This window comes from Streptococcus pseudopneumoniae, from assembly GCF_001072375.1.
Classification (GTDB): Bacteria; Bacillota; Bacilli; order Lactobacillales; family Streptococcaceae; genus Streptococcus; species Streptococcus pseudopneumoniae_L.
In genome coordinates this window covers 18963-45875 of sequence record NZ_JVKV01000081.1, presented here as the reverse complement: position 1 = coordinate 45875, position 26913 = coordinate 18963, and the positions used below count along the sequence as shown (strand labels likewise).

Below are 26913 nucleotides of genomic sequence, written 5' to 3'. Positions count from 1 at the left end.
AGGCATCATGTCCATTCCTGTTAGAAAAAACTTATATGATGCAGTTTTAGAGGCCTCTAAAGCCGATACTTGGGAACAAGCTACCAAACAATGGAGTGAAGTTTCCTTGATTTTTAATGGAATCGGTCGAAGCAATTGTGTCTGCGGTAATGCTATTAAGTATGCTTATGAACTTTTTAACGGAGTTACTGGCAAACGACTTTTTCCCATTGGGAGTGACTGTGTGCGTCATTTCCAAAGAATTAGCCTAGATCAACAGCTAGAAGAGGAAGAAAAACTTCTCAGAAAGCTTGAAAATCTAACCAGAAAGGCCCAGAAAAAAGAAGCCATTCGAGTTAATAAAACAGATTTTGATGAGCGACTAATCAACTGGCTATGGGAAAAGGGAGCTTTTAAGTCAAATCGAGGTAATCAATTTTCACCAGAAAAGGATTATCAACTCTTTTTGGAAGTTTTTCAAGGTGGAAGTTGGAGTAGGGCAGAGCCTTTGAAGAAAGCTCGTATGGAGGAAGTCCTTGAAAAATTTATCAAACCCTTTCTACTTGGAAAATCTGACGATCAGCTCTATCTTGTTAAACTAGGAAAAGAAAAAATTGACTATGAGCAGGAACTTCGCATCAAGGCTGAAAAGGAACGAAAGAAGCGAGACGAGATTGCTAAACAATATGCGGATAACCTGGTTCTAGCAATGGGACCAGCTGAACGTGCCTATCAGGATTACTTTGGATTGAGCGAAACACTGACACTAGAAGAGCGCCAGTGGGAAAAGATTCTCTTCGGTAAAAATCGGACAGAACGTTCTATAAAATCAAAACAGTACCAAAGAGAACTCGAAAAGGATCAACGCATTGCTAGTCAAGATCCTCTTGAAAGAAAACAAAAGCAAGTCTGGTTGCTTAACTCTTATTTTAAGGATATACCCGAAGAAAAAGCTCGCTTTTCCCGACTTCTAATCATGTATCGAAAAACTGGAGAAATCCCATTTTCAACTGACTATCTCTCTAACACTTTGTTTGACTTTTTCTACAAAATGAAGGCTTTTGAATTTGAAATAGCACCTGATCAGGTACGTGATTTTCTAAAGGAATGTTTAGATGCGGAAAATCTATCGTCCGCACAAAAATCTTGGATAGAAGGCATTTTAACCAACTGCATCAAACCTTTTTTAGAAAGAATGATAGTTTCGTCCTGAATGGATAGACTCATTATTGTTAAAATTAGTCTTAAAAGTATTTTACATAATTTATTTTATGTATAAACTAAAAATGTTTGTGTCAACATTAAAAAAATAGAAAGAAACTATGTCAAAAGAAATCGATATCGAATATTATCACCAACTAGCCTTGCAAAAACAAAAAGAGCATCGGAAGTTTTTAGGAAATCTGAAAAAGAAAGCACCTAAAAATTTGGATAAAATTGCCCTTGAAATCCATCAAGAAGTTTTTACTGAAATTGATTGTACAGCCTGCGCTAACTGCTGTAAGAGTCTTGGTCCAGACTTCAAAGAAGCAGATATCACACGTATCGCAAAATACTTTAAAATGAAATTGCCAGCCTTTGAAGCTGAGTTTTTGCAAGTAGATGAAGACGGTGATAAAGTCTTTAAGTCAATGCCTTGTCCCTTCTTAGGAGGCGATAATCTCTGTTCCATCTACGATGTCCGTCCAAAAGCCTGTCGTGAATTTCCACATACTGACCGTAAGAAGATTTACCAAATCAATAATCTTACTATTAAAAATACTCTAACCTGCCCCGCAGCTTATCTCTTTGTTGAAAGATTAAGAGAGAAAATAGACTAAGTACTCTCATTGTATGATAAGATTCATCCTCAAATACAGTTACTATTTGGGGATTTTTGTATATTTATTTTTATCTGAAAATTCAAACTAAATTTCTTATTAATTGATAAGTCTTTTCTTTAAGCTTAAAGTTTTTTAAACCTTATCTTAAAGAAAACTGATATAAGGTATTTTTAAGCGATATTCTGTATAGTTATACCATCACCAAAGAAAGAGGTATCGATATGAACTACATAGTCATTCCAGCTTACCAACCCGATAATAAACTTATCAAACTCATCGAAAAAATTCACGAAAAGAGTGATTTTCATATTTTAGTCATAGACGACGGCAGTTCATCAAAGTGCCAAAAAATCTTTGACAAAGCAAAACAATTTGCTACTGTCATTCGTCACCAAGTGAACCAAGGTAAAGGGCAGGCTCTAAAAACAGCCTTTACTTATATCCAAGAACAAAACATTTATGGTACGGTTGTCACAGCAGATGCGGATGGACAGCACAAGGTATGGGATATTTTCCGCACGGCTAATAAAGCTTCCGAAAATCCAAACAAGCTAATCTTGGGTGTACGTGCCTTTTCTGGAAAAGTTCCCCTTCGTAGCCGTTTTGGTAACAGCTTAACCAAAGCTCTCTTTAAGCTTCAAACATGAGTAGGAGTAACAGATACGCAGACAGGTCTTCGTGCTTTTACTACAAACTTGATACCGTTTATGCTTAAGATTGAAGGCCAACGTTACGAATATGAAATGAATATGTTGCTCGAAGCAACGAAAGAATACGAGATTTTAGAAGTTCCTATTGAAACTGTCTATATTAATGACAATGAGGCTTCACACTTCCGCCCAATCCAAGACGGACTCATGATTTATAAAAATATCTTTAAATTTGCCTTATCATCTCTCAGTAGCTTTGTTGTAGACTATGTCGTTTACGCCCTAGCAATTTTGATTTTGCCGACAGTTCCTACTAGTCTACGAATTTTTCTAGCGAACGGAGTAGCTCGTGTAACTAGCTCAATTTTTAACTATTCTACAAATAAAAAACTAGTCTTTAAAAATGACGATAGCCTTGTAAAAACAGGGATGGGGTACTTTGGTCTAGCAGTCGGACTCTTTGTCTTAGACACGCTACTGATTCGTCTCTTCTTTACAGTCTTTGGAATCAACCTTCTGATTGCCAAAGTTATCGTCGGCATCCTTCTCTTCGCTGTCTCTTGGACAGTGCAGAAGAAATTCATCTTTAAGGAAAGGATATCAACTGTATTATGAAATTTTTAAAAAAACGCTATGCTTACGCCTCAGTTCTTGGCCTACTCTTGACAGGATCCTTTAGTTACTCAATGCTAAAGACCTTTGTCCTCGCTGAAACTATCTCGACAGTTGCCACAACTAGCACAAGTTCCAATGCTGCAGCAGCAAGTCAAGCTGCTAAGACAGCTACTGTCACTGACTCTAGTTATAAAGATGACAATATTTCCGTCAATTTGTCTGAAACGACGGTCAATAATACACAAGTCTACGTTGCTGATATTACTCTGAGCTCATCAGATTATCTGAAAACTGCCTTTGCTCAAAATGCTTATGGAACTAACGTAACTGCAAAAACCTCTGTAACCGCAGCTGACAACAATGCCATTTTAGCAGTAAACGGGGACTACTATGGTGCTAACTCTACAGGTTATGTTATCCGTAATGGCGTTGTCTATCGTGATACTGTTCGTGAAGATTCTAGTAATGGCGACTTAGCTATTTATAAAGATGGCTCTTTTAAGATTATTTACGAAGATCAGATCTCAGCTGAGCAACTAGTAAATGACGGTGTCGTCAATCTCTTGGCTTTTGGACCAGCCTTGGTCGAAAATGGTGAAATTGCAGTTGATACCAATACAGAAGTAGGACAAGCAATGGCTTCAAATCCTCGTACAGCTATTGGTATTATCGATGAAAACCACTATATCATCGTTGTTTCAGATGGACGTACATCAGAAAGTGAAGGTCTCTCTCTTTATCAGCTAGCTGAAGTCATGAAATCTTATGGTGCAAAGGCTGCCTACAATCTTGATGGCGGTGGATCATCTACACTTTATTTCAACGGTCAGGTTATCAATAAACCAACGACTGGTGGAAACAAAATTTCAGAAAGGGCGGTGAGTGACATTGTCTACATCGGTTACTAATTTTGGCAAAAAACGGTTTAAGAAAACAGTCATTTCTTACACACTAATCACTATTTTCTTCTTTGCATTTTCTAGAATTTATGAAGCTTTTAGTTTTGGAGAAACTTCTGTTCATATGCACTATTTATTTGTAGCACCTCTTGTAGGGGGGATTCTACTAGCAATCTTTCTCAAGGTTCTCCCTCATTTCTCTCGTATTAGTCTAAATCTATGGAATTCGGCAGTAGCGATTATTACAGCGGGTACACTTTTCCGAGGAATTGTTAATCTTTCAGGACGCTCTACAACTCTGGATACACCCTACTGGTATGTTGGGATTGGTTTTGCAATACTAGCGATCGTCACTATTTTCATCAATCCAAACCTTTGGAAGAATTCTACTAAAGCAACTAAAACAAATCGCAAAGAAGTCTATGGTCAGGCATAATGTTATAAAAAAGTAGTCGTTCGGCTGATGTTCGACTACTTTTTATTGACTTTTATTTCTAAAATATTTTAAAAATATTACAAGTTCTTTTCTTCTGAAAGATACTACTTTTATATTTTACAGAATATTGTATAATATAGTGGATAAATACTGTTTTTTACACAATATATAGAAACATCAAATACACTATTTGGGTATTTGTAAGGAGAAAAGAATGAAAAAAATATTGCTGGCAAGTACAGTTGCCCTCTCTATGGCAGGTTTTGCAAAAACGACCGTCTATGCCGAGGATTCTCAAGCTACCCATAATGTTCAATCATCAGAAAAGATTGCTACCAATACAGTAAGCAATGAGAAGAAAAATCAAAGCGAAGCTGAAAAAGTATCTTCTCAAACTCCAGAGACCAAAGAAAAACCTTCAAAAGAAACAGTAGTAGAGGTAGTTAACAAAGAAGGTTGGCAAAAAGAAAATAACCAATGGCGTTATTATGAGAATAATCAACCAGTTTCGAATTGGAAAAAAATAGCAGGAGTCTGGTACTATTTTAATCAAGATGGCATCATGCTTAGTAATACTATTTTTAATGATTACCTATTGAATAATAGCGGTGCATTGGCAGAATCTTCTTGGGTAAAAATTGACAACCAATGGTATTATGCCACTGAGGACGGGAAAGTTACTCGTAATAATTGGAAAAAGATAGCTGGTGTTTGGTATCGATTCGATGAAAATGGTATCATGATTAGCAATGCTGTTTACGATGACTATCTATTCAAATCAAGTGGAGCCATAGCTGAAAATAGCTGGGTAAAAATTGGTGATAAATGGTACTACGGTAATCAAGAAGGAAAAATCAATCGTGACAAGTGGGCAAAGATTGATGGACAATGGTATCGATTTGATGAATCTGGTGCCATGCTAAGTGCTACTATTTATAAAGACTATCTCCTCAAGACTAGTGGAGCTATGGCAGAAAATGCCTGGGCAAAACTCGAAGATAAGTGGTATTATGCTACAGCATCAGGAAAAATTATTCGCGACAAGTGGGAGAAAATCAGCGGTTCATGGTACTATTTTAATAAAGACGGTGTCATGTTAAGTAGCCAATGGAAAGAGAAATACTATCTAAAAGATAGTGGAGCCATGGCCAAAAGTGAATGGATTTTCGATGAAAAATACAAGAGCTGGTTCTATCTCAAATCAGACGGCACCTATGCTGAAAATCAATGGGTAGGTTCTTACTATCTCAAATCTTTTGGTTATATGGCTAAAAATGAATGGATTTTCGATAAGGACTACAATGCTTGGTATTATCTAAAAGAAGACGGAGCTTATGTAACTGGTAACTTCACCATTAACGGGAAAGACTATACTTTCCAAAGCAATGGAAAATGGATTTCTGATACAGCAGCATACTATAAAGTAAAACCAATTACAGCAAATGTATATAGCGCTTCAGGTGAGAAACTCAGCTATATTTCGCAAGGAAGTATTGTAGCGATTGATGGAGCAGAAGCCAAAGACGGTCGACTTCCAGTCAAAATTTCAGGTCTTTCAGGATATATGAACAAGAGTGATCTAGTAGCAGTCAGCTCTGATAGTGACTTTATTCCTCACTATGCCACTGACGGTAATTATCTTTACCATGAGTTATCACCTTACGCAAGTATTCGTGTAGCACCTCATAGTTCATCAATGGCAATTGGTAAAAAATACTATTCAGCTGATGGCAAGAACTTTGAGAACTTTACAGTTGAAAATCCTTTCTTATTTAGAGATTTAAGAAAACCAACCAATTACACAGCTGAAGAATTAGATAAAGTCTATTCTCTTATGAATATCAAAGGAAGTCGTCTGGCAGGTAAGGGAGCAATCTTTAAAGAAGCTGAAGAACGTTATCAGATCAACGCTCTCTATCTAATTGCCCATAGTGCCATAGAAAGTTCATGGGGACGTAGCCAAATTGCTAAGGATAAAAACAACTTCTTTGGTATCGCTGCTTATGATACAACACCATATGATTCAGCAAAAAGCTTTGACGATGTTGATAAGGGTATCTTAGGTGCAGCCAAGTGGATCCGCGAAAATTACATCGATAATGGCAGAACATACCTTGGAAATAAAGCGTCAGGGATGAATGTTCTTTATGCATCAGATCCATACTGGGGAGAAAAAATTGCAAGTATCATGATGAGAATCAACAGTCAGCTAGGTGAAAAAGATTAAAAATCATTAAAATCGATAACAACTGCAAAGTGGTTATCGATTTTGCTTATCATGATAAACTTGAGAAATGAACTTTATGAAGCAGAATTTTGAACATATACATACAAGAGGGATAAATTTAAATCACATAGGGATCAACGCATACGCTTATGATTATTCAGCAATCCCAGACTTACTTGATAATCTCAAAGCCAATAATCAAATTATACTAGGTGGGGATGTTTTTTGCTACAAGAATGGCCAATTGAAACATACTTATGATCATTGGTATTACGAGAAACAAGATCCAACCATTGATAGCAGTAAATCCATTTTTCAAACAGAAAAATATATCAGCAACTATGTTAAAGATCATGGTGAACACTATTATTTTTCAATTGTTTTAGACAATGAGGAATTTAATTTGTGACTGATTGACTTAGAAAACATTTTACAATCGGCATTGAATCAAGCGTCAAATATGAGAAATCATGTTATAATAAAAGATAGTGATTTATTTTTAGAAAAAGGATATCTATTTAATTTTTAAATATGAAAGAATAGATACAAATCCAATAAAAGAAAGGAATTTTACAGAATGGCAACTATTCAATGGTTTCCTGGACATATGTCCAAGGCGCGTCGTCAGGTCCAGGAAAATTTAAAATTTGTTGATTTTGTGACAGTTTTAGTAGATGCACGTTTGCCCTTGTCTAGCCAAAATCCAATGCTGACTAAAATCATCGGGGACAAACCAAGGCTATTGATTCTAAACAAGGCAGACCTAGCGGACCCAGTATTAACAAAAGAGTGGCGTCAGCACTTTGAATCACAAGGTATTCAGACACTTGCTATCAATTCTAAAGAACAAATTACAGTTAAAGTCGTAACAGACGCTGCTAAGAAACTCATGGCAGATAAGATTGCTCGTCAAAAAGAACGTGGAATTCAAATTGAAACCTTACGCACCATGATTATTGGGATTCCAAACGCAGGAAAATCAACTCTGATGAACCGTTTGGCTGGTAAGAAAATTGCCGTAGTTGGGAACAAGCCTGGTGTGACAAAAGGTCAACAATGGCTCAAAACCAATAAAGATTTGGAAATCTTGGATACTCCAGGGATTCTTTGGCCAAAATTCGAAGATGAAACGGTCGCTCTTAAACTTGCCCTTACTGGAGCAATCAAGGATCAGTTGCTTCCAATGGATGAGGTAACGATTTTCGGTCTCAATTACTTTAAAACCCATTATCCTGAAAAGCTTCAAGAACGTTTTAAACAAATGAATCTGGATGATGAAGCTCCTGAAATTATTATGGATATGACGCGTATCCTTGGTTTCCGTGATGATTATGATCGTTTTTACAATCTCTTTGTTAAAGAAGTTCGTGATGGAAAACTTGGTAATTACACATTAGATATATTGGATGATCTAAATGGCAACGATTAAAGAAATAAGAGAAGCATTAGCAAAGATAACTGATCTTGAAAGTCCCTTGTTCAAGGAATTTGAAAAAGATTCTCGTTCAGGTGTCCAAAAAGAAATTCAAAAGCGGAAAAAAGCCCTTCAATCTGACATTGATGAAAATCTCCGCTTAGAGGCTATGCTTAGCTATGAAAAAGAGCTTTACGAGAATGGAATAAGTTTCATTGCTGGAGTTGATGAAGTTGGTAGAGGTCCCTTAGCTGGCCCTGTTGTTGCTGCAGCAGTCATTCTGCCCAAAAATTGTAAAATAAAAGGATTGAATGACAGTAAGAAGATTCCTAAGAGAAAACATGAGGAGATTTTTCAAGCCGTTAAAGATAAGGCTCTTGCAATCAGTATTGGCATTATGGACAATCAAGTCATTGATCAAGTCAATATCTACGAAGCGACGAAACTAGCCATGAAGGAAGCTATCTCACAACTTGAACCTCAGCCAGAACATCTTTTGATTGATGCTATGAAATTGGATTTGCCGATTTCTCAAACATCCATCATCAAAGGAGATGCGAACTCGCTTTCTATTGCCGCAGCATCGATCGTTGCTAAGGTTACCAGAGATAAGATCATGGAAAACTATGATCAGGAATTTCCAGGTTATGATTTTTCTCAAAATGCTGGTTATGGAACGGCTAAACATTTAGAAGGTTTAGAAAAGCACGGTGTTACACCCATTCATCGCACAAGCTTTGAACCGATTAAAACGATCGTTTCAGAAGCTGAAAAAGATAATTAAAGGAGAAAATTATGGAGGAACAGTCGGAAACACTTAGTTCCAAGAAAGAATTTGCCTTTGCATCTAGTACAATTCTATCTCAAGTAGGGCGAGGTATTATCGTTGGATTAGTCGTAGGCCTTATTGTTGGGTCTTTTCGGTTTTCTATTGAAAAAGGATTTCATGTCATCCAAGGGCTTTATCATGATCAAGATAATCTTGTACGTAACCTGTTGATTATCTCCCTGCTTTATCTTGTTATTTGCTGGCTTAGCGCCAAATTAACACGCTCGGAAAAAGATATCAAAGGTTCTGGTATTCCTCAAGTTGAGGCAGAGTTAAAAGGTCTCATGTCTCTCAACTGGTGGAGTGTGCTATGGAAGAAATATGTTCTTGGTATTCTCGCAATTGCGAGTGGACTCATGTTAGGGCGTGAAGGTCCAAGTATTCAACTAGGTGCTGTTGGAGGTAAAGGAATTGCTAAGTGGCTCAAGTCTAGCCCTGTCGAAGAACGTTCTTTAATCGCGAGTGGAGCTGCTGCTGGACTTGCTGCAGCCTTTAACGCTCCAATAGCAGGTCTGCTTTTTGTAGTAGAAGAAGTTTACCATCATTTTTCAAGATTTTTCTGGGTATCTACTTTGGCAGCTAGTCTGGTAGCAAACTTTGTTTCTCTTCTCATCTTTGGCTTAACACCCGTTCTGGATATGCCAGATGATATCCCTCTCATGAGCTTGAATCAATATTGGATTTATCTGGTGATGGGAATTTTTCTTGGGCTCTCAGGTTTTCTTTATGAAAAAGCCGTTCTGAATGTCGGAAAAGTTTATGATTGGATTGGCCAAAAGGTTCACATTGATAAAGCATATCATCCGATCTTTGCCTTTATTCTTATTATTCCAGTAGGAATTTTTCTACCTCAAATACTTGGTGGGGGCAATCAGGTTGTCTTATCCTTAACAGAACAAGATTATAGTTTTCAAATTCTCTTAATTTACTTCATCATTCGCTTTATCTGGAGCATGATTAGTTACGGAAGTGGACTGCCAGGTGGTATTTTCTTACCGATTTTAGCATTAGGATCCTTACTTGGTGCCCTAGTAGGCGTTATTTGTGTCAATCTTGGACTTGTTAGCCAGCAGCAATTTCCTATCTTTGTTATCCTTGGAATGAGTGGTTATTTTGGGGCTATCTCAAAAGCACCTTTGACAGCTATGATTCTTGTGACTGAAATGGTTGGTGACATCCGAAATCTCATGCCTTTAGGGATGGTTACCCTAGTAGCTTACATCGTCATGGATTTGCTCAAAGGGGCACCGGTTTATGAAGCCATGCTGGAGAAAATGCTACCTGAATCAGCAACTGATGATGGAGAAGTTACACTGATAGAAATTCCGGTTTCAGACAAAATAGCTGGAAAACAAGTACACGAACTCAATTTACCTCATAATGTGCTTATCACAACCCAGGTACATAATGGTAAGAGTAAGACAGTTAATGGATCTACAAGGATGTATCTAGGTGATATGATTCATCTCGTAATTCCAAAAAGTGAAATTGGAAAAGTGAAAGATTTGCTTTTATAGCAGTATTTGTTTACATAATTTATGTTATGTTGTATCTGTTGATGATTTAAGAAAAATTCTTTTCAGATTTATTTGACCCGACAGATTCTTATAGATGAAAACTATATAAAAACAAAATCTCGGTCTCTAGATGATGAGATCGAGTTTTTATATTATATTCGAATAGACTGAAGAAGATTAGAAATTTTAAAACGATAAGTTCAATGAAGCAATGAATTACCAAATTTTAAGCGATTTTTCCATTATATAGCAAAACTAAAAGTTTATGTACAATCGACTTAACATGAACTAAACCATTGATATAACTGAATTAGAAACATAAAGTACATTCTTTAAAAAGTGTACTTTATGTTTGTTTTGTACATTATTCTGGAGTGGTATTTTGCAAGAACACTTTGTACAGTTTAAAAAAATATAGATAAATAAAAACACTCTAAATTTCATTAAATTGATATTAGAGTGTTTTTTTATTGTCAAAATGTACATTTGAAATATTTTTAGTTTTCACTTAAATAAAGTACATTTTCACCTGAATTGAGAGTAGTAAAAAATTCCAGTGTTCACTTAAATAAAGTACATAATTGAGTATAATTGGCTTAAAAATTTTTTTGGTTATGTGTTTTTACTAAGACAATCCGATAAAACTAAAAGTTTATGTACAATTGACTTAACTAGAGCTAAACCATTGATACAACTGAATTAGAAGCATAAAGTACATTCTTTAAAAAGTGTACTTTATTTTTATTTTGTACATTATTCTGGAGTGGTATTTTGTATGTTTTCTAGTTCATAACATCATCTGATTTAAGGGATTATTTTGTACATTTTTTACTCTAATAAGTGCAGAAGAAGTGGTGGTTCAATTGTACATTTTTTTAAAACTTATTTATGTTCCTACTTAACACAAGATATAGATTTTTATTTTGTTGATGGTATAATTAATGATAGATGATGCGCTATTTCTAAACGTAAAATACAAGATTTTCTAATTTATTTTCTTTTAGACTAGAAGATTATTGCAATAAATACTATGTATAAACTATTAAAAAGGTAGGAGCTATAATGGCCGATAAATTTGGACAGTTTTTTAAAGATACACTAAAAGAAATTCTCGTAGAACATGTAAAAGAATTAAAAAATCAATCTGAAATTGATAAATTTTATGAAAAATATGAAAAGGCTGATTTTTCAGGATTATATCTAGAAATGATTAATGACACTTCAAATCAAATGGTAAGAGATGCTAAGATGATAATGCATGAGAATACGTTACTGTTTAGAGGAGAGGAAACAGAAATAATTGCAAGAATAGAGCAAAAGTGGTCTAATGCGTTTGCTACATCTGAGACCATGTATATGATGGTTCTTGAATCTGTAAAAGATTATTCTGATTATGTAAATAAAATTGATAACAAGGAGAGAGAAAAATCTATTCATAAATACACAGCCTTAAAATACATACACGGAAGAGGTCTACAACAATTTTTAGAGATAATCACTTTAATGAAAAATGGATTTGCTGATGGTGCGTATTCTAGATGGCGTTCACTTTACGAATTAAATATTATTGCGTCGTTTATTTCAGAATATGGAGAGGAAGTTGCTGAAGCTTATATTTCATCACATAATACAGAAGATCGTTATGAATGGGCAAGAGCTTGTGGTGAATTTAGTCCTAAAAAGAGATATATAAGTTTTGACGATATCAGAAAAAAATCCAATTTCCCATCAGAATTATGGCAACAACCATATCGAATCTCTAATGAAGTCACACATGCATCATCACAAGGCACATTTAATCGATTAGGTCTAATGGACGGGGAAGAGAAAATAAGTGTAGGGCATACTGATTATGGACTAACAATACCTGGTGAACACTCTGCTATAACAATAGCGCAACTTACGGGGTTGCTTTTGATGGTATATCCATCTGGTGATTCTATAATAGCTGCAAAAATGCTAAATAAGTGGATTGATGTGGTAAGAGAGCAATATTTTAAAACACATGACTATATTTTTCCTGATGAACCCAAATTATGGAATAATGAAAAAAATTTAAGTCTAAGATAGATATTTGATAGAATAAAAAAGTACAAAAAATTAAAATTATTTTTATTAAAGACTCAGCAAAACACAATATATTGTTTTTTTTATTTGTATACATAAAGTTTTCATTGAAAATTACTACATGTTAAAACTAAAAAATTTTGTACTTTTCCCGAGACAGTGGATAAACCCTTGATACAACTGAGTTTAAGGAGTAATGTAGACTATTTGAAAAATGTACTTTATTTTATTATGTAAAATTGAAAAAGCTAGAATAACGTTCATCGTGGTATCTATATTGTAGTCCATTAGGAGATTTTTTAATGTATATTTTAGAAGAAAGTTTGGTGAAGTTGATGAAGAGCAAAAGTACATTTTTAGGTATAGAAAAACAGACACCGAAGTAAGATGTCTGTTCTCCAATCTATTTTAGATTATTGTTCTTAAAAATACATACTAATTCTTGAAGAATAATCCTTTGTAAGTCTTAGTTTTACTGGGGGTTCGTGGTATAATAGAATTATTACTACAAAAATTAGGAGTTATTAAGATGCTCAACTTATATTGTGATGAGTCTTGTCATTTGGAAAATGATGGTGAGAGTGTAATGTTAATAGGAGGGATTTCTTGTCCAGACTATGTAAGGAATATTGTCTATAAGGAGATAAAAGAAATAAAAAGAAAACACGGTATTTCTTCACGTTCTGAAATAAAGTGGAGGAAAGTTTCAAATTCTAAAATTACCTTTTATGAAGATCTTGTAAATTATTTTTTTGATAATGAGCATCTTAATTTTAGAGTAGTTATAATAGACAAAAATAAATTAAACCATAAGAAATATAATCAAACCCACGATGATTTTTACTATAAGCAGTACTTTTATTTAGTAAGAAAATTTCTCTTTGAGGATGATGTTAACGTTTTTATAGATATAAAAGACACAAATAGTATTTTAAAAGTTAACAAGTTAAAGAATATTCTTGAAAACTGGAAGCAGTCACCCAAACATATCAAAAATATTCAACAAATTCGCTCTCATGAAAACTCAATAATGCAATTAGCTGACCTATTGATAGGGGCAGTAGCTTATAAAAATAGGAGCTTTGAAAGTAGTTTAGCTAGAATCAGGCTAAGTAATTTAATCTCTAATAGAGCTAAGCATGAGTTAACAACGAATACAAAGTATAACGCAATAAAATTCAATATTTTTAAAATGGAGTTAAGTGATGAGCAGTAACGTAACAGATTTTTGTCCTATCCTTCCTCCGAAGATAACACTTGATCAATTTAATGGTGACTATGCTCTTTATGATGATTTTTTATATGAGAATGTATTTTTAGAGCAATTGTTCAACTTCAAGATAACTTTTAGAGGGAAATTTGTCGAGTTAAAGTCGTATCCGTATTTTGAAGGTAAAGAAGATAGTTATTTTCATCTTACCTGTAAAAATTTTGATATAGATTCAGAAGAACGAGAACCTGATTTAAGAAGGAGCGAAAGATTATGTTGGTTAAGACCTGCAATAGAAACGGATCATAACAAGATTTGCAAACAAGATTGTTTCTTAATATATGAACGACCGTATAAAAAATCTAATAGAATATTTTTATTAGATCCAGTAGATCGCTATTTTATTGTACTTGAAGAAAGACCTAGTTACTATTTATTGATAACAGCATTTTACATACACTATGATAATGTACTTCGAAAGAAACTGAAAGAATACGATAAATATAAAACTAACTGAGAAAAACAGAAAACGTCCCTATGATTAGGGACGTAATCGCAATCTCCTTCAACAACTTGGTCGATGAGTTAACTATATTATACCAAAACTATAAAATATTGCAAGTATTTAATTAACAGACAGCAATAATTTCAGAGATATTCTCCCAAATGTCCAAATGGATATCTCTATTCCCGCATGAAATTTATTTACAAAGAGTACATTATGGACTTACAAGAACTTTACGACAACCTATCAACTGAGTTAAACACTCTTGGTATTCGGTTAGATAAAAATATTTACCAAGGAATGCAAAAAGAATCGCTAAAAGGATTTCTTAGTGACTTTGAGAAGCCGGTGTATTAGGCACACCTTTGAAGTCAACTCAAGGATGTAGAATCTTTGGATAGCTATCAGAGATTGTTAGATGGGACTGATGACCGCCAATCTGATTATGTTAAGCAATCCATTCAGCGCTTTTACACGGAGTTTGTTGAATCAATCAGGGATGAATTATATTAAAGAACACTGATGACAAAAAGTCTGGCAAATTCCTTGTCAGACTTTAACTATATGATTTTAGTAAAGTATATTCTCACTAAAATTCAGGTTTAATAAATTTCCAGTTTTCACTTTGATAGGGTAGACTTTAGGATATTTTTGTTCCAAAAAAAAACTAAAAGTTTATGTACAATTGATTTAACTAGAGCTAAACCATTGATAAAACTGAATTAGAAGAATAAAGTGCACTCATTAAGTAGTGTACTTTATTTTTGTTTTGTACATTTTTTGTTGATGGCTTAATCAATACTACATCTCTATCAGGCAATTCAGACTCCATTTAGTCCTCTAAAACCCATGTTGAGTGTGTATCTTTGCTGGTAAAAGCTTAGAAACCTTGTAGCGAAGTAATAATGAAAAGCCTTTATTATAAAGGTTTTTCATATTCCAATAAAGAACTTGACATTATTAGTTACTTCCACTACAATAGAATTACATACCATTGGTATGATAGAAAGGGACTGGAATGGCAAGAAATAGAAACTCACATGAAACTAGACAAAAAATACTAGAGGTCTCTAAAAATTTATTTTTAGAAAAAGGATTTGATAATACGTCAATACAAGATATCATAGATGGGTTAGGTGGATTAACAAAAGGTGTTATCTATCATCATTTTGAGTCTAAATACGATATACTGCAAACAATCATTAGCGAAAATAATCAAGAAATTTTAAATTATAATTGGAGAGGAAATACTGGGTTAGAAAAGATACAAAATTCTTTGATGGACTCTTTCTCTAATTTTGAACACCAAAGGCTCGTTTACTCTGCCTCAATCATGCTTAGAAGTCCACGTTTGTTAGGAGAGCAGTATCTAGGTCTATTTTCTGATTTTTTACCCGAAATTAGAGAAAAAGTTTACGAAGGAGTTGAAGATGGGTCTATTAAAACAGAATATCCAGAAGAGCTAGCAGATTTAATTGTTTTAACTCTAAATATTTGGATTGGTTTTCAAATTTCCGTTTTTTCATTAGTAGAATTAAAGCGCAAAATGAATTTCATTAAACTTACTTTTGAAGGTCTAGGGGTACAGTTAATTTCTGATGAAATGATGGAGGTGATTTTCAACTTATTCGATCACTTAAAAAAATAGTAAATAAGTAGTCGCATGACATTCATGTTAATACTAATTTCTATTTATGTGTTATCAATTCAATAAATTATCTTACATAATTTATAGTTAAAAAATAACATACTTTAAGTGTGTTATTAAAAATCTATTATACATACCGAAGGTATGTTTGTTTTTAGTATATACATACCGATAGTATGTATAGTAACATTGTCTGAAGAATAAGCTTATTTTTAAATATTTGTCGAGATTAGTCTGAATAGTTTATTCTTTATTTACGCTTTGGAGGAAATAATCTATGTTGTCGCTTATTAAAATTGAATTAAATAAAGTTTCTAAATCTAAATTATTTTTAGCCTGGTTGTGTACTATATTTATAGTGTTAGGTATTACAGCAATCATTATTATGGGTTTAGGTACTGACAATAAACTAGGAGAATTCGCTGGTCAGGATTCTAATGTTATTAGAGTTACTGGTAAATGGGAAGGCTGGGCAATTGTAGCTTCATTGTTTTCATCTTTATTTACAAAAGCAGCATTTTTGATTTTCGAATCTTATTTATTATCTACGATTATCATTGATGAATTTAAACGAAGAACAATTTTTCAGTTGTTTTCTTACCCTATTTCTAAAATAAAGTTACTATGGGGAAAAATTCTTTTAGTCATCCTAATATCATTTATTGCCCATTTTTCTGCACATTTAGTTATTCAAATATTCATTAGATTCATGGCTGTTGTAACTGAATCTAGTTGTATCCCTGTAGCTAATCAATTAATTAACTTAGCTGGAATTACGTTTGGAACAGTACTAATAGGGTTATTACCATTTGTTTTAGGTATGATTAAGCATTCAACAGCTATAACAATGCTTACAGGACTTGGTTTAGCAGCATTACTTTCGAATGCCAGTCCAGGAAGTTTATCTAATAATATTGCTGATAACTTATTCTTTTTGATATTTGCAAGTTTCATAAGTTTAATGATTACTTCATTTTCAATTTATAATATTTCAAGACAAGATATTAGTATCAAGTAGCATAGCTGAATTTAATTGAAGGAATGTGATAATTCCTTGATGATTTCTATAAAAAAAGAGGCTGTATAAGTTGGTATTTATGCTCCAGGAGAAAAATTCTTTCATTTAAAGCTGGATATAGAAAGAGAGATAGAAATGAGAAATATTGTTGAAATAAAAGAAGTTTTTAAAACAATTGATAAAGAAGAAATTTTAAGTGGTATCAACCTTCAAATTGCTGAAGGAGAAATCTATGGTTTTTTAGGACCGAACGGTGCTGGAAAAACAACGTTAATGAAATGTATGTTAACCTTATCAACAATTACATCAGGTAGTATTGAAATTTTTGGGAAAAATCTACAAGAACACAGAGAAGAAATCCTAAGTCAGATTGGAAGTATTATTGAATCACCAATTTTTTATGATAATTGCACTGCAAAAGAAATTTTGGAAATTCACGCTCAATATATGGGGAAAAATATTATTGAATCAGATATAAAAAAAGCCTTAAGAATGGTCGGCTTAAAAAATACGACTAAAAAAGTAAAAGATTTTTCGTTAGGAATGAGGCAAAGGCTTGGTTTAGCTCGTGCCTTTCTAACAAAACCTAAATTGTTAATTTTAGATGAGCCAATCAATGGTTTAGATCCAATAGGGATTCAAGAAATTCGAAATCTTTTGTTGTCGCTTTCTAAGGAGCATGGAATTACTATTCTAATATCGAGTCATATATTATCGGAAATTTCACAGATAGCAGATAAAATTGGCTTTATCAAAAATGGAGAAATTGTAGAACAGGTTTCTATGAAAGAGATTAGGAGAGAGAATATTGACTTAGAAGAATATTTTATGTCACATTTTCTAAATGAAATTAAGAATTATGAGGTAGATTAAGGATGAAACAATTGATAAAGAACCATCAGAAGGCTTTTTATGCTTTCATGATATTTAATATACTGGTCCCTTTAACTAATATTGCTTTTGCTTATTCTATTAAAGGTATTATTGATAGTGGCATGTCCCAAAATAAAGAAGCCTTAACTCAAGCGGTACTAGTAGGAGCTACTGTTATTTTCATCTATGCAGCACTCAACTTTATATCTCTTCGATTGAGAAATAAACTTGTTAGGCAAATCATGTCAAGATACAAAAACAAGGTGTTCCAATCTATTTTAGATAGGGATTATAGAGACTTTTCTAAAGAAAAATCAGGGAAATTTATTTCCGTATTAACCGAAAATATGAAGAAAATTGAGCAAGATTATCTATACCAGTATTTTAATATTTCAAAAAACCTTTCCTTAATGATTTTTTCACTTCTAACTATGTTTATAGGTAATTGGTTTTTGACCTTATTAGTTATCATTGCTAGCATCATTCCGATGATGATTTCAGGATTTATTGGACAAAAATCAGCCTCTTTACAAAATAGAGCTATGGTTGCCGATCAGAAGTATTTAGCTAAGGTTAAAGATATTTTAGCAGGATTTCTTGTTATTAAAAGTTTTAATGTGAAAGATGCTATCTGTGAGGATTATAGTCATGAAAGTGAAAAATTTGATGAAATAAATTTTATAAAAGGGAAATTTGACGTTTTAGCTAATGTTATTTCACAGCTTTCAGGGATGATTGTTTTTTTGGTAGCCTTTGGTGGAGGGATGTATCTCGTATTTAATAGCTCTACCACAATTGGGAGTGTAACAGCTATTGTTCAACTGGTCAATTTTGTAGTAATGCCACTGAATGAAGTTGGAATGGGAATAAGTAAATTTCGTGAAGGTCAGGCAACACTAGATGCATTTGAGGTAAAAGATGTAACTGAGCTTCAGACTGGTGAAACAAAAGAATATTTCGATGATGTTATTTCTTTTTCAAATATAGACTTTTCTTACCCTAATACTAAAGAAAAAATTTTTAACCATTTATCTTTGAAGATTCAAAAAGGAGAAAAAATTGCAATTGTTGGAATGTCAGGGAGTGGGAAATCAACTTTGCTCAATCTATTACTGCGTTTTTACGATGTAACAAGTGGGCACATCTCCATTGATAATATAGATTTGCAAGCTATTTCAGCAGAGAGCCTTTATAACTTAATGACAATTGTTCAACAAGACGTTTATATCTTTGATGATACTTTAAGAGCAAATATTACTCTTAATCAATCCTTCACTGATGAGGAAATAAAGCAAGCTGTACAGCAGTCGGGTTTAGAAAGTTATGTTTTAGAAAATGAATCTGGTCTACAAACTTTATGTGGAGAGAATGGCTCAAATCTATCTGGCGGACAAAAACAAAGAGTTAGTATTGCGCGTGCCTTGATTCGAAAAACACCAATCTTATTATTGGATGAGGCTACTTCATCTTTGGATAATCAAGTAACTACTGAAATTGAAAGTTCAATCTTGGATATTCAAAATTTGACTGCACTTGTAGTAACCCACAAGTTGAATGAGAACATTTTGAAAAAATACGATAGAATTCTCTTTATGAAAGATGGCGTTATTGTTGAAGATGGTTCTTTCAGTGATTTGATGGATAGGAGAGGTGAGTTTTATAAGTTGTTTGAGTTGAGTGTGTAATTCTCTTTCATTTTATAGTATAATTTTATAAAACACTCTATCCTTTTCGTTCTATAATATATAAGCTTGCTAGCACCACATGTTGAGGCGGTAAGTTTGCTAGTCAAGGAGTAAAACGACGAAGATTAGCATTTACTTCCGCCCATGCGATAGCTGTCCGTGATTGACAAGTGCTAGCACGCAGACAGAACGGAGATAGCGAACCGCTGAGTGTGTCGCTCTGCTCGTAAAAGCTTAGAAACCTTTGAACGAAAGGGATAATGAAAGCCTTGATTGCAAGGCTTTTTGCTTTATGGTGGGTAAGTATCAGAGTGAGAAAATTTTTGGAATGAGTAGAAGTGATAGCTAGAAATTATCAGTTTCTATTTCCATTTACCCTGTGGGTACGTGTTTGTTTCCATTGACAAGGAGTTTGTGGGAATAGAAATGTACCCACCTTGTTTGAATCAAGTGAAGTGTAGTTGAAGGAAATCTGTTGAAAGCAATACTTCATTTTACCGAATAAGTAATAATTTAGGCAACTTCAAATCGATTAAAAAAAACTATTTTAAAGGTTAAGAGTAGACAAAAATTGTCCACTCTTTTTTGCAAACTCAATTTATCAATAAATGAAATGAGGGAATGTAAAATGAAATATTTTGAGGTTGAGTTAGAAAATCCTGATGAATTTTTAAAACTACAAACAGAAGATTTTGTGAAAGCTAATCGCTTGCTACTAAGGAAGATAATCCAGAGCGTTACAGTCTATGAAGAAAACTTCGTCATATCCTTTAAATCTGGCATCGAATTGGAAGTATGAGTCTCATTCCATAACTTTTATATTGAACATATCATCTTGTTGTGTTATACTATAAATTGATATAAACAAAGATGTAGGAGGAACCGAAACTATGACAGCCTCAATGCGTTTAAGATAAGCTGGCAATAAAAAAAGCAGAATCTATACCCGATGATAGGCTTTTTTGTTGTGCTTATTTATACGATATTGAGCATTCATTAGTTACGGTGAGGATATTGGTTATTTAACTATACCTTTATTTAACTATGTCTTTAATATGAATGTTTCCAAATTGTATGTATGCAGACCAAAAGCCACATTGTGGGGTTTGGCCTGCATTTTTTATTGCCTAGAATGCTATTCAAAATAGAAATTCAAGCAAAATAATATGCAGGAGATAATATAAATGGAAAAATACAACAATTGGAAACGAAAATTTTATGCAATATGGGCAGGGCAAGCAGTATCATTAATCACTAGTGCCATCCTGCAAATGGCGATTATTTTTTACCTTACAGAAAAAACAGGATCTGCGATGGTCTTGTCTATGGCTTCATTAGTAGGTTTTTTACCCTATGCGATTTTGGGACCTGCCATTGGTGTGCTAGTGGATCGTCATGATAGGAAGAAGATAATGATTGGTGCCGATTTAATTATCGCAGCAGCTGGTGCAGTGCTTGCTATTGTTGCATTCTGTATGGAGCTACCTGTCTGGATGATTATGATAGTATTGTTTATCCGTAGCATTGGAACAGCTTTTCATACCCCAGCACTCAATGCGGTTACACCACTTTTAGTACCAGAAGAACAGCTAACGAAATGCGCAGGCTATAGTCAGTCTTTGCAGTCTATAAGCTATATTGTTAGTCCGGCAGTTGCAGCACTCTTATACTCCGTTTGGGATTTAAATGCTATTATTGCCATCGACGTATTGGGTGCTGTGATTGCATCTATTACGGTAGCAATTGTACGTATACCTAAGCTGGGTAATCAAGTGCAAAGTTTAGAACCAAATTTCATAAGGGAGATGAAAGAAGGAGTTGTGGTTCTGAGACAAAACAAAGGATTGTTTGCCTTATTACTCTTAGGAACACTATATACTTTTGTTTATATGCCAATCAATGCACTATTTCCTTTAATAAGCATGGAACACTTTAATGGAACGCCTGTGCATATTTCTATTACGGAAATTTCCTTTGCATTTGGGATGCTAGCAGGAGGCTTATTATTAGGAAGATTAGGGGGCTTCGAAAAGCATGTATTACTAATAACAAGTTCATTTTTTATAATGGGGACCAGTTTAGCCGTTTCGGGAATACTTCCTCCAAATGGATTTGTAATATTCGTAGTTTGCTGTGCAATAATGGGGCTTTCGGTGCCATTTTATAGCGGTGTGCAAACAGCTCTTTTTCAGGAGAAAATTAAGCCTGAATATTTAGGACGTGTATTTTCTTTGATCGGAAGTATCATGTCACTTGCTATGCCAATTGGGTTAATTCTTTCTGGATTCTTTGCTGATAAAATCGGTGTAAATCATTGGTTTTTACTATCAGGTATTTTAATTATTGGCATTGCTATAGTTTGCCAAATGATAACTGAGGTTAGAAAATTAGATTTAAAATAAACAATATTGGAGGAATATTTATGTATCTTATTTTCATGTAACTCTTCCTGCTAAAATCGCAGGGTTTTCCCTGCATACAAGCAAATGAAAGCATGCGATTATAGACAGGAGGAAATGTTATGGAATTAATATTAAAAGCAAAAGACATTCGTGTGGAATTCAAAGGACGCGATGTTTTAGATATAAATGAATTAGAAGTATATGATTATGACCGTATTGGTTTAGTAGGAGCAAATGGTGCTGGAAAAAGCACTTTACTCAGGGTACTTTTAGGAGAATTAACTCCCCCAGGATGTAAAATGAATCGTCTGGGTGAACTTGCCTATATTCCCCAGTTGGACGAAGTAACTCTGCAGGAGGAAAAAGATTTTGCACTTGTAGGCAAGCTAGGTGTTGAGCAATTAAATATACAGACTATGAGCGGTGGTGAAGAAACAAGGCTTAAAATAGCACAGGCCTTATCGGCACAGGTTCATGGTATTTTAGCGGATGAACCTACGAGCCATTTAGACCGTGAAGGAATTGATTTTCTAATAGGACAGCTAAAATATTTTACAGGTGCACTGTTAGTTATTAGCCATGACCGCTATTTTCTTGATGAAATAGTAGATAAAATATGGGAACTGAAAGATGGCAAAATCACTGAGTATTGGGGAAACTATTCTGATTATCTTCGTCAGAAAGAGGAAGAACGTAAGAGCCAAGCTGCAGAATACGAACAATTTATTGCGGAACGTGCCCGATTGGAAAGGGCTGCGGAGGAAAAGCGAAAACAGGCTCGTAAAATAGAACAGAAGGCAAAAGGTTCTTCAAAGAAAAAAAGTACTGAAGACGGAGGGCGTTTAGCTCATCAAAAATCAATAGGAAGTAAGGAAAAAAAGATGTATAATGCTGCTAAAACCCTAGAGCACAGGATTGCGGCCTTAGGAAAAGTAGAAGCTCCGGAAGGCATTCGCAGAATTCGTTTCAGGCAAAGTAAAGCATTGGAGCTCCATAATCCATACCCTATAGTCGGTGCAGAAATTAATAAAGTATTTGGGGATAAGGCTCTGTTTGAAAATGCATCTTTTCAAATTCCGTTAGGAGCAAAAGTGGCGTTAACTGGTGGTAATGGAATCGGAAAAACAATTTTAATCCAAATGATCTTAAACCATGAAGAAGGAATTTCTATTTCGCCTAAGGCAAAAATAGGTTACTTTGCACAGAATGGTTACAAGTACAACAGTAATCAGAATGTTATGGAGTTTATGCAGAAGGATTGTGACTACAATATATCAGAAATTCGTTCAGTGCTAGCATCTATGGGGTTCAAACAGAACGATATTGGAAAAAGTTTATCTGTTTTAAGCGGTGGAGAAATTATAAAATTGTTGCTTGCTAAAATGCTCATGGGTAGATATAACATCCTAATAATGGATGAACCCAGTAACTTCCTTGACATACCAAGTTTAGAGGCTTTGGAAATACTAATGAAGGAGTACACCGGAACTATCGTGTTTATCACCCACGATAAACGATTACTCGAAAATGTAGCAGATGTAGTTTATGAAATTAGAGATAAGAAAATAAATCTGAAACATTAAATTTAAGGTAGTCGCTGGTCAGTATAGTCTGTTCTGGTTGGCGACTCCATTGTTAAAGAGTATAAAGACTTTAGATTTTATGAATATTAAAAATAGGAACAGTCAATTGAACTGCTCCTATTTTTCTGCTAAATATATTGTAGTTTTCTTATATGTATAATGATAGATTAGCGGATTCTCATCTACGGTACTTACTTCAAATATGAAGAAGTGATCGCGGTTATCTCTGGACTTTTCCTTATTGAGGACAAAGTAATTCTTACGTGAAGTCGCCATTGTTTTTAGGATATCATCAGTTAGGAAGGTCAATGGAATATTCATGTTAGAGTAGCGGTAGAAGTCACGTTCAAAATCTTGGTAGCTCTCGCTATAATAGTCCATTTGTAGGTGATTACGCTGAAACTCAAGCTGATTCATAGAGCACCTCCTCGACAAGTTCAATACTAATAATGTCTTTTAATTTCAAATTGATGTGACCTGTTGTAGTTTTTATCAAAATGAAATCTTTGGTCAGACTTGGTATTGTTCCAGTGTAGGAAACACGCTTGTTTTTTTCAATCACTTGAATGCGTGTGCGTAGCTGCCCGGCGTATACTTGACTGAGGAGTAATAATTTCTTCTCTAGTGATAAGTCAGACATGTACGTTACTTTGTTTGTATCATCAGAGAGTGCTGATGCATGTTCAGATAGGAAAAAGCCCATCCATTTTTGCATCTTTGTATCCTGGTACTCTCTTGCTGATTGAAATGGTAAATATGAACGGTCAATCATATCAAATCCTTTCTATGCAGAGGCAAGGGTATTTTTATCAAATTGAATCGTAAAACCTTGAATTCCCCCACCTGTGTAACATTCTTTAAAGCGATTGATTACCTCAGTATAGATTATCACAGATGAGCTTGTTGGCTTAATGCTAAATGTAAATTCCAATGGTAATCGGTTTTCAGATTTAGCATGTACTAGTCGTATCGATATTTCAGTTGTTTTGAGTTTTCTCTGACGAAGTTTTGAAGTTGCTGTTTCAACGATTCCATGTAAAAATCTTTCAAGCATTTCAATATCATTACATCCTTTGCTACGGATTTCTGAAAATTGTACTGTATTTTTTTCTTGTTTCATTTTAATCCCTCCAATCCACCCGCGGAATGACCACCGATAAGTTTACTGCGTTCAATATTTCTGGAACCTTCAGTTAGGACGGTTCCTTTTTGTATGGCTAAAAAACCAAACTGTTCTCTGACAACATCAATAGCTGTCTGAAGTCTATTATCTTTTTCAATTTGTTCTACATCATCAAAGAGTGATAGTAGAGTATAGCTTTCATCTACGAAGCCACTATAAGATACACCAATTTGTCTCACTGCACCAGAGGTGTATTTTTTCGGAATAATACAAGTACATGACTCACCATTGTTTTGGGGAGATTTGCGGGTTCAATTTTATTCTGAGCATTTATAGATTTTTTCATCTCAGTCCTAGAATAGCCAATATGAATAGAAACGACAGTAGTCAATACTAGGGCTACTGTTCCGTTCCACAGTATCATTTAAAAATCATTTTCACACCCTTTCGTCTATTAGTATAGAAGAAAGCTCTCAGCACATGAGGAGAAATCATGAGGGATATTCTCAGTTGAATAAGTAAGAGTATAATCTACATCTCCAAAGTAGGAGTGGCCAGTTCCAGCAGAAAGACCTTCATAGGTTTTATAACTGAATAGATCGACTACTTTGTTGTCGAATTTTTCCTGTTCTTCAAGTAATCCTGAGGAATAGACGACAACTTTAAAATCAAATAAGCTAAAAACGCTCTAAAATCATTAAATTGATATAAAAATGTTTTTTATTGTCAAAATATACAATTAAAAAAATTTCCAGTTTTTTTAAAATCACTATCTCAGATGACAATTTAATCAAAATATGATATAATACAGAAAAAGTAAAAATAACAAAAGTAACTTACAAAAGTAAAAGAAAAAAAGTAAATAGATAGCCACGGCGGATATTCCTTTCATTGTTTAGAAGGAGTTGCTGTGGTTATCGTTGTTGCTGAGCTAATTAATTGCTCTTATTACTTAGATGAAGTTACTTTTGTTATTGAATTAATTCAAATAATAATAACGATCAATGAAAGTACTCATCGATATTCCCTTTATGCAGTTTAGAGCACAAAGGAAAATGGTACTGATTTGATCGTTTTTTTGTGTATTGACATCCTAAAACCCAGTCAGAACCTTCAGTCATATTAAACAAGGAGATAACATGAGATTTGTTGTATATAAACATTCACTAGTTTTAGGTGATAACAACATCGTGACAAAGCAATTTATCGTTCTGAAGCACGATGACGGCAACTTACAATTTACTGATTTTCATCGTTATGTTAAATCTACTTCAAGAATCAAGTCTATTTCAGATGATGGGAATAAACGCTTTTCTTACGTTGTTAAGTTTCTAAATTTTATATTTGGTACTTCTGGACTTAAAAGTATAGATCAACTTACACTTGAAATGGTTAGAGAATTTTTTACGCTTTATGGATTATCTCAGTTACCAGGAGATAGAGAAAAAAGAAAGAAAAGCACCGTTGAAAAATGCGTAAATGCAGTTCTTGACTTCTTAACTCTTTATTTAAGTGAGCGAGAGGGAAAGGCTAAGTTAAAAGCAGAAGAATTGTATTCTACGACAACTTTTACGAATAGTAGAGGACGGGTTATAAAGCGTAAAGAACCAAATTTTGAAATATACGTAAATGATAGCAACACTGAGAAAGCTATTTTTCGTGATATGCCAAATAGTGCTTTTGAGATGTTATTTTCTCACATAGCACACTATCATAAAGATCTACTCATGGTTGTGGCCTTGGGAGCCTTTGTTGGCTTAAGACCATCAGAAGCATGCAATGTAAGACGTGAAGATAGTCCTCTAGGGCCAGGTATTTTGTTTCACCAAAGTGATGGGCAAGTATTTAAGATTGAGATCGATCTACGAAAAGAAATACCTCTCCGAAGCGATTTAAAGCCAACTGGACGGATTAAAAAGGAAAGACTTCAAGCAGTACCTTATATCTTTCTGGAGGTCTTTTTAGACACTTATAATGACTATATGACTTATCTGGAAGGTAAGAAGTATGAGAAAGACTATGGGCCATTAAATCTTAACAGACGAGGAAAAGCATTGTCATACAATGTATACTATCAACGTTTTCGTAAGATTATTCGTGAAGAGATGATCCCAATCTTTTTAAAGTCCGATGATGCAGAGGTTGTTTTCTTCGGTCAACTTTTACAGGAACATAATATTTCCCCACATATTTTCAGACATTGGTACACCACACAGTTAGTCTTATCAGGAGTTTCTGAGATCAGTGAACTCATATCTGCAAGGGGTGACAAATCGCCTGAGAGTGCTTGGGTTTATCTACAAAATAAAGGTGAAATCGCAAAACAATATGGTCAAGTTAATAATGGTGTTTTTGATTATATGAATTGGCGAGCAAATGAACTTTTTGGTGATAAATTAGAAAGGTAATG

Annotated in this window: 25 protein-coding genes and 1 pseudogene; 22 read left to right on the top strand and 4 right to left on the bottom strand. The window is 34.1% G+C overall.

Annotation, left to right across the window (positions count from 1 at the left end):
• Positions 1–7: 7 nt before the first annotated feature.
• The 21 genes and pseudogenes from ADH31_RS06745 to msr(D) all read left to right on the top strand — a co-directional run bounded on the left by ADH31_RS06745 (position 8) and on the right by msr(D) (position 23380).
• Complete coding sequence (locus tag ADH31_RS06745; RefSeq protein WP_049509708.1) at positions 8–1192, top strand: hypothetical protein; 1185 nt, start codon at positions 8–10, stop codon at positions 1190–1192.
• Between the two features lie 109 nt (positions 1193–1301).
• Positions 1302–1799 carry a YkgJ family cysteine cluster protein gene (locus tag ADH31_RS06740; protein ID WP_049509707.1) on the top strand — a complete coding sequence of 166 codons (498 nt, stop codon included), beginning with the start codon at positions 1302–1304 and terminating at the stop codon, positions 1797–1799.
• Positions 1800–2023: 224 nt separating this feature from the next.
• Positions 2024–3067 (top strand): annotated as a pseudogene (locus ADH31_RS06735) (glycosyltransferase).
• Positions 3064–3975, top strand: coding sequence for a phosphodiester glycosidase family protein (locus ADH31_RS06730; RefSeq protein ID WP_049509706.1), 912 nt, complete (start codon positions 3064–3066; stop codon positions 3973–3975). Before ADH31_RS06735 ends, ADH31_RS06730 begins: the two are co-directional and overlap by 4 nt.
• The gene (locus ADH31_RS06725) at positions 3956–4402 is read left to right on the top strand and encodes a hypothetical protein (RefSeq protein ID WP_049509712.1); all 447 of its coding nucleotides are present in this window, start codon (positions 3956–3958) and stop codon (positions 4400–4402) included. Before ADH31_RS06730 ends, ADH31_RS06725 begins: the two co-directional genes overlap by 20 nt.
• 214 nt (positions 4403–4616) lie before the next feature.
• Positions 4617–6629, top strand: a complete 2013-nt coding sequence (locus tag ADH31_RS06720; RefSeq protein ID WP_049509704.1) for a glucosaminidase domain-containing protein — start codon at positions 4617–4619, stop codon at positions 6627–6629.
• A gap of 76 nt (positions 6630–6705) precedes the next feature.
• Positions 6706–7038 carry an Imm40 family immunity protein gene (gene imm40 / locus ADH31_RS06715; RefSeq protein ID WP_049509702.1) on the top strand — a complete coding sequence of 111 codons (333 nt, stop codon included), beginning with the start codon at positions 6706–6708 and terminating at the stop codon, positions 7036–7038.
• Between the two features lie 168 nt (positions 7039–7206).
• Positions 7207–8058, top strand: a complete 852-nt coding sequence (gene ylqF / locus ADH31_RS06710; RefSeq protein ID WP_049509700.1) for a ribosome biogenesis GTPase YlqF — start codon at positions 7207–7209, stop codon at positions 8056–8058.
• The gene (locus ADH31_RS06705; RefSeq protein ID WP_049509699.1) at positions 8045–8827 is read left to right on the top strand and encodes a ribonuclease HII; all 783 of its coding nucleotides are present in this window, start codon (positions 8045–8047) and stop codon (positions 8825–8827) included. The genes ylqF and ADH31_RS06705 overlap by 14 nt, the downstream gene beginning before the upstream one ends.
• Before the next feature lie 11 nt (positions 8828–8838).
• The gene (locus ADH31_RS06700; RefSeq protein WP_000392581.1) at positions 8839–10389 is read left to right on the top strand and encodes a ClC family H(+)/Cl(-) exchange transporter; all 1551 of its coding nucleotides are present in this window, start codon (positions 8839–8841) and stop codon (positions 10387–10389) included.
• A 1062-nt stretch (positions 10390–11451) separates the two neighbouring features.
• Entirely contained in the window at positions 11452–12459 is a 1008-nt protein-coding gene (locus tag ADH31_RS06695) for a DUF5677 domain-containing protein (RefSeq protein ID WP_000763879.1), read from the top strand.
• Between the two features lie 526 nt (positions 12460–12985).
• Positions 12986–13672, top strand: coding sequence for a DUF3800 domain-containing protein (locus tag ADH31_RS06690; protein ID WP_000933618.1), 687 nt, complete (start codon positions 12986–12988; stop codon positions 13670–13672).
• The gene (locus ADH31_RS06685) at positions 13662–14183 is read left to right on the top strand and encodes a hypothetical protein (protein ID WP_000097857.1); all 522 of its coding nucleotides are present in this window, start codon (positions 13662–13664) and stop codon (positions 14181–14183) included. The genes ADH31_RS06690 and ADH31_RS06685 overlap by 11 nt, the downstream gene beginning before the upstream one ends.
• A gap of 204 nt (positions 14184–14387) precedes the next feature.
• Positions 14388–14528: a hypothetical protein gene (locus tag ADH31_RS10105; RefSeq protein WP_006151551.1), complete on the top strand. Its 141-nt coding sequence runs from the start codon at positions 14388–14390 to the stop codon at positions 14526–14528.
• Positions 14529–15189: 661 nt separating this feature from the next.
• Entirely contained in the window at positions 15190–15819 is a 630-nt protein-coding gene (locus ADH31_RS06680; protein WP_000113543.1) for a TetR/AcrR family transcriptional regulator, read from the top strand.
• Between the two features lie 277 nt (positions 15820–16096).
• On the top strand, positions 16097–16837 hold the full coding sequence (locus tag ADH31_RS06675; RefSeq protein ID WP_049509698.1) for an ABC transporter permease: 741 nt from the start codon (positions 16097–16099) through the stop codon (positions 16835–16837).
• A gap of 135 nt (positions 16838–16972) precedes the next feature.
• Positions 16973–17710 (top strand): ABC transporter ATP-binding protein, encoded by a 738-nt coding sequence (locus ADH31_RS06670; protein WP_001244586.1) that lies wholly within the window; start codon positions 16973–16975, stop codon positions 17708–17710.
• 2 nt (positions 17711–17712) lie between these two features.
• Complete coding sequence (locus ADH31_RS06665; protein ID WP_000811441.1) at positions 17713–19395, top strand: ABC transporter ATP-binding protein; 1683 nt, start codon at positions 17713–17715, stop codon at positions 19393–19395.
• 628 nt (positions 19396–20023) lie between these two features.
• Positions 20024–20194, top strand: a complete 171-nt coding sequence (locus ADH31_RS06660) for a hypothetical protein (RefSeq protein WP_000873143.1) — start codon at positions 20024–20026, stop codon at positions 20192–20194.
• 385 nt (positions 20195–20579) lie between these two features.
• Positions 20580–21797: a macrolide efflux MFS transporter Mef(A) gene (gene mef(A), locus ADH31_RS06655; protein WP_000417519.1), complete on the top strand. Its 1218-nt coding sequence runs from the start codon at positions 20580–20582 to the stop codon at positions 21795–21797.
• A gap of 119 nt (positions 21798–21916) precedes the next feature.
• Positions 21917–23380 carry an ABC-F type ribosomal protection protein Msr(D) gene (gene msr(D) / locus ADH31_RS06650; RefSeq protein WP_049509696.1) on the top strand — a complete coding sequence of 488 codons (1464 nt, stop codon included), beginning with the start codon at positions 21917–21919 and terminating at the stop codon, positions 23378–23380.
• A 117-nt stretch (positions 23381–23497) separates the two neighbouring features.
• On the opposite strand, the gene ADH31_RS06645 is transcribed toward msr(D), so the two are convergent.
• The 4 genes from ADH31_RS06645 to ADH31_RS06630 are packed head-to-tail and all read right to left on the bottom strand — an operon-like array spanning position 23498 to position 24742.
• The gene (locus ADH31_RS06645; RefSeq protein ID WP_001072467.1) at positions 23498–23797 is read right to left on the bottom strand and encodes a DUF5960 family protein; all 300 of its coding nucleotides are present in this window, start codon (positions 23795–23797) and stop codon (positions 23498–23500) included.
• Complete coding sequence (locus ADH31_RS06640) at positions 23784–24152, bottom strand: hypothetical protein (protein WP_000567222.1); 369 nt, start codon at positions 24150–24152, stop codon at positions 23784–23786. Before ADH31_RS06640 ends, ADH31_RS06645 begins: the two co-directional genes overlap by 14 nt.
• A gap of 12 nt (positions 24153–24164) precedes the next feature.
• Complete coding sequence (locus ADH31_RS06635) at positions 24165–24500, bottom strand: hypothetical protein (protein ID WP_000806926.1); 336 nt, start codon at positions 24498–24500, stop codon at positions 24165–24167.
• Entirely contained in the window at positions 24497–24742 is a 246-nt protein-coding gene (locus ADH31_RS06630; RefSeq protein ID WP_001813542.1) for a hypothetical protein, read from the bottom strand. The genes ADH31_RS06635 and ADH31_RS06630 overlap by 4 nt, the downstream gene beginning before the upstream one ends.
• 900 nt (positions 24743–25642) lie before the next feature.
• On the opposite strand from ADH31_RS06630, the gene ADH31_RS06620 reads away from it, so the two are divergent.
• Positions 25643–26911: a site-specific integrase gene (locus ADH31_RS06620; RefSeq protein ID WP_049509692.1), complete on the top strand. Its 1269-nt coding sequence runs from the start codon at positions 25643–25645 to the stop codon at positions 26909–26911.
• Positions 26912–26913: the final 2 nt, after the last annotated feature.

Bases quoted from the DNA above. Each gene is read 5' to 3' on its own strand.
- ADH31_RS06745 (WP_049509708.1), top strand. From the start codon at position 8: ATGTCCATTCCTGTTAGAAAAAACTTATATGATGCAGTTTTAGAGGCC.
- ADH31_RS06740 (WP_049509707.1), top strand. From the start codon at position 1,302: ATGTCAAAAGAAATCGATATCGAATATTATCACCAACTAGCCTTGCAA.
- ADH31_RS06730 (WP_049509706.1), top strand. From the start codon at position 3,064: ATGAAATTTTTAAAAAAACGCTATGCTTACGCCTCAGTTCTTGGCCTA.
- ADH31_RS06720 (WP_049509704.1), top strand. From the start codon at position 4,617: ATGAAAAAAATATTGCTGGCAAGTACAGTTGCCCTCTCTATGGCAGGT.
- imm40 (WP_049509702.1), top strand. From the start codon at position 6,706: ATGAAGCAGAATTTTGAACATATACATACAAGAGGGATAAATTTAAAT.
- ylqF (WP_049509700.1), top strand. From the start codon at position 7,207: ATGGCAACTATTCAATGGTTTCCTGGACATATGTCCAAGGCGCGTCGT.
- ADH31_RS06705 (WP_049509699.1), top strand. From the start codon at position 8,045: ATGGCAACGATTAAAGAAATAAGAGAAGCATTAGCAAAGATAACTGAT.
- ADH31_RS06700 (WP_000392581.1), top strand. From the start codon at position 8,839: ATGGAGGAACAGTCGGAAACACTTAGTTCCAAGAAAGAATTTGCCTTT.
- ADH31_RS06695 (WP_000763879.1), top strand. From the start codon at position 11,452: ATGGCCGATAAATTTGGACAGTTTTTTAAAGATACACTAAAAGAAATT.
- ADH31_RS06690 (WP_000933618.1), top strand. From the start codon at position 12,986: ATGCTCAACTTATATTGTGATGAGTCTTGTCATTTGGAAAATGATGGT.
- ADH31_RS06685 (WP_000097857.1), top strand. From the start codon at position 13,662: ATGAGCAGTAACGTAACAGATTTTTGTCCTATCCTTCCTCCGAAGATA.
- ADH31_RS10105 (WP_006151551.1), top strand. From the start codon at position 14,388: ATGGACTTACAAGAACTTTACGACAACCTATCAACTGAGTTAAACACT.
- ADH31_RS06680 (WP_000113543.1), top strand. From the start codon at position 15,190: ATGGCAAGAAATAGAAACTCACATGAAACTAGACAAAAAATACTAGAG.
- ADH31_RS06675 (WP_049509698.1), top strand. From the start codon at position 16,097: ATGTTGTCGCTTATTAAAATTGAATTAAATAAAGTTTCTAAATCTAAA.
- ADH31_RS06670 (WP_001244586.1), top strand. From the start codon at position 16,973: ATGAGAAATATTGTTGAAATAAAAGAAGTTTTTAAAACAATTGATAAA.
- ADH31_RS06665 (WP_000811441.1), top strand. From the start codon at position 17,713: ATGAAACAATTGATAAAGAACCATCAGAAGGCTTTTTATGCTTTCATG.
- ADH31_RS06660 (WP_000873143.1), top strand. From the start codon at position 20,024: ATGAAATATTTTGAGGTTGAGTTAGAAAATCCTGATGAATTTTTAAAA.
- ADH31_RS06645 (WP_001072467.1), bottom strand. From the start codon at position 23,797: ATGAATCAGCTTGAGTTTCAGCGTAATCACCTACAAATGGACTATTAT.
- ADH31_RS06640 (WP_000567222.1), bottom strand. From the start codon at position 24,152: ATGATTGACCGTTCATATTTACCATTTCAATCAGCAAGAGAGTACCAG.
- ADH31_RS06635 (WP_000806926.1), bottom strand. From the start codon at position 24,500: ATGAAACAAGAAAAAAATACAGTACAATTTTCAGAAATCCGTAGCAAA.
- ADH31_RS06620 (WP_049509692.1), top strand. From the start codon at position 25,643: ATGAGATTTGTTGTATATAAACATTCACTAGTTTTAGGTGATAACAAC.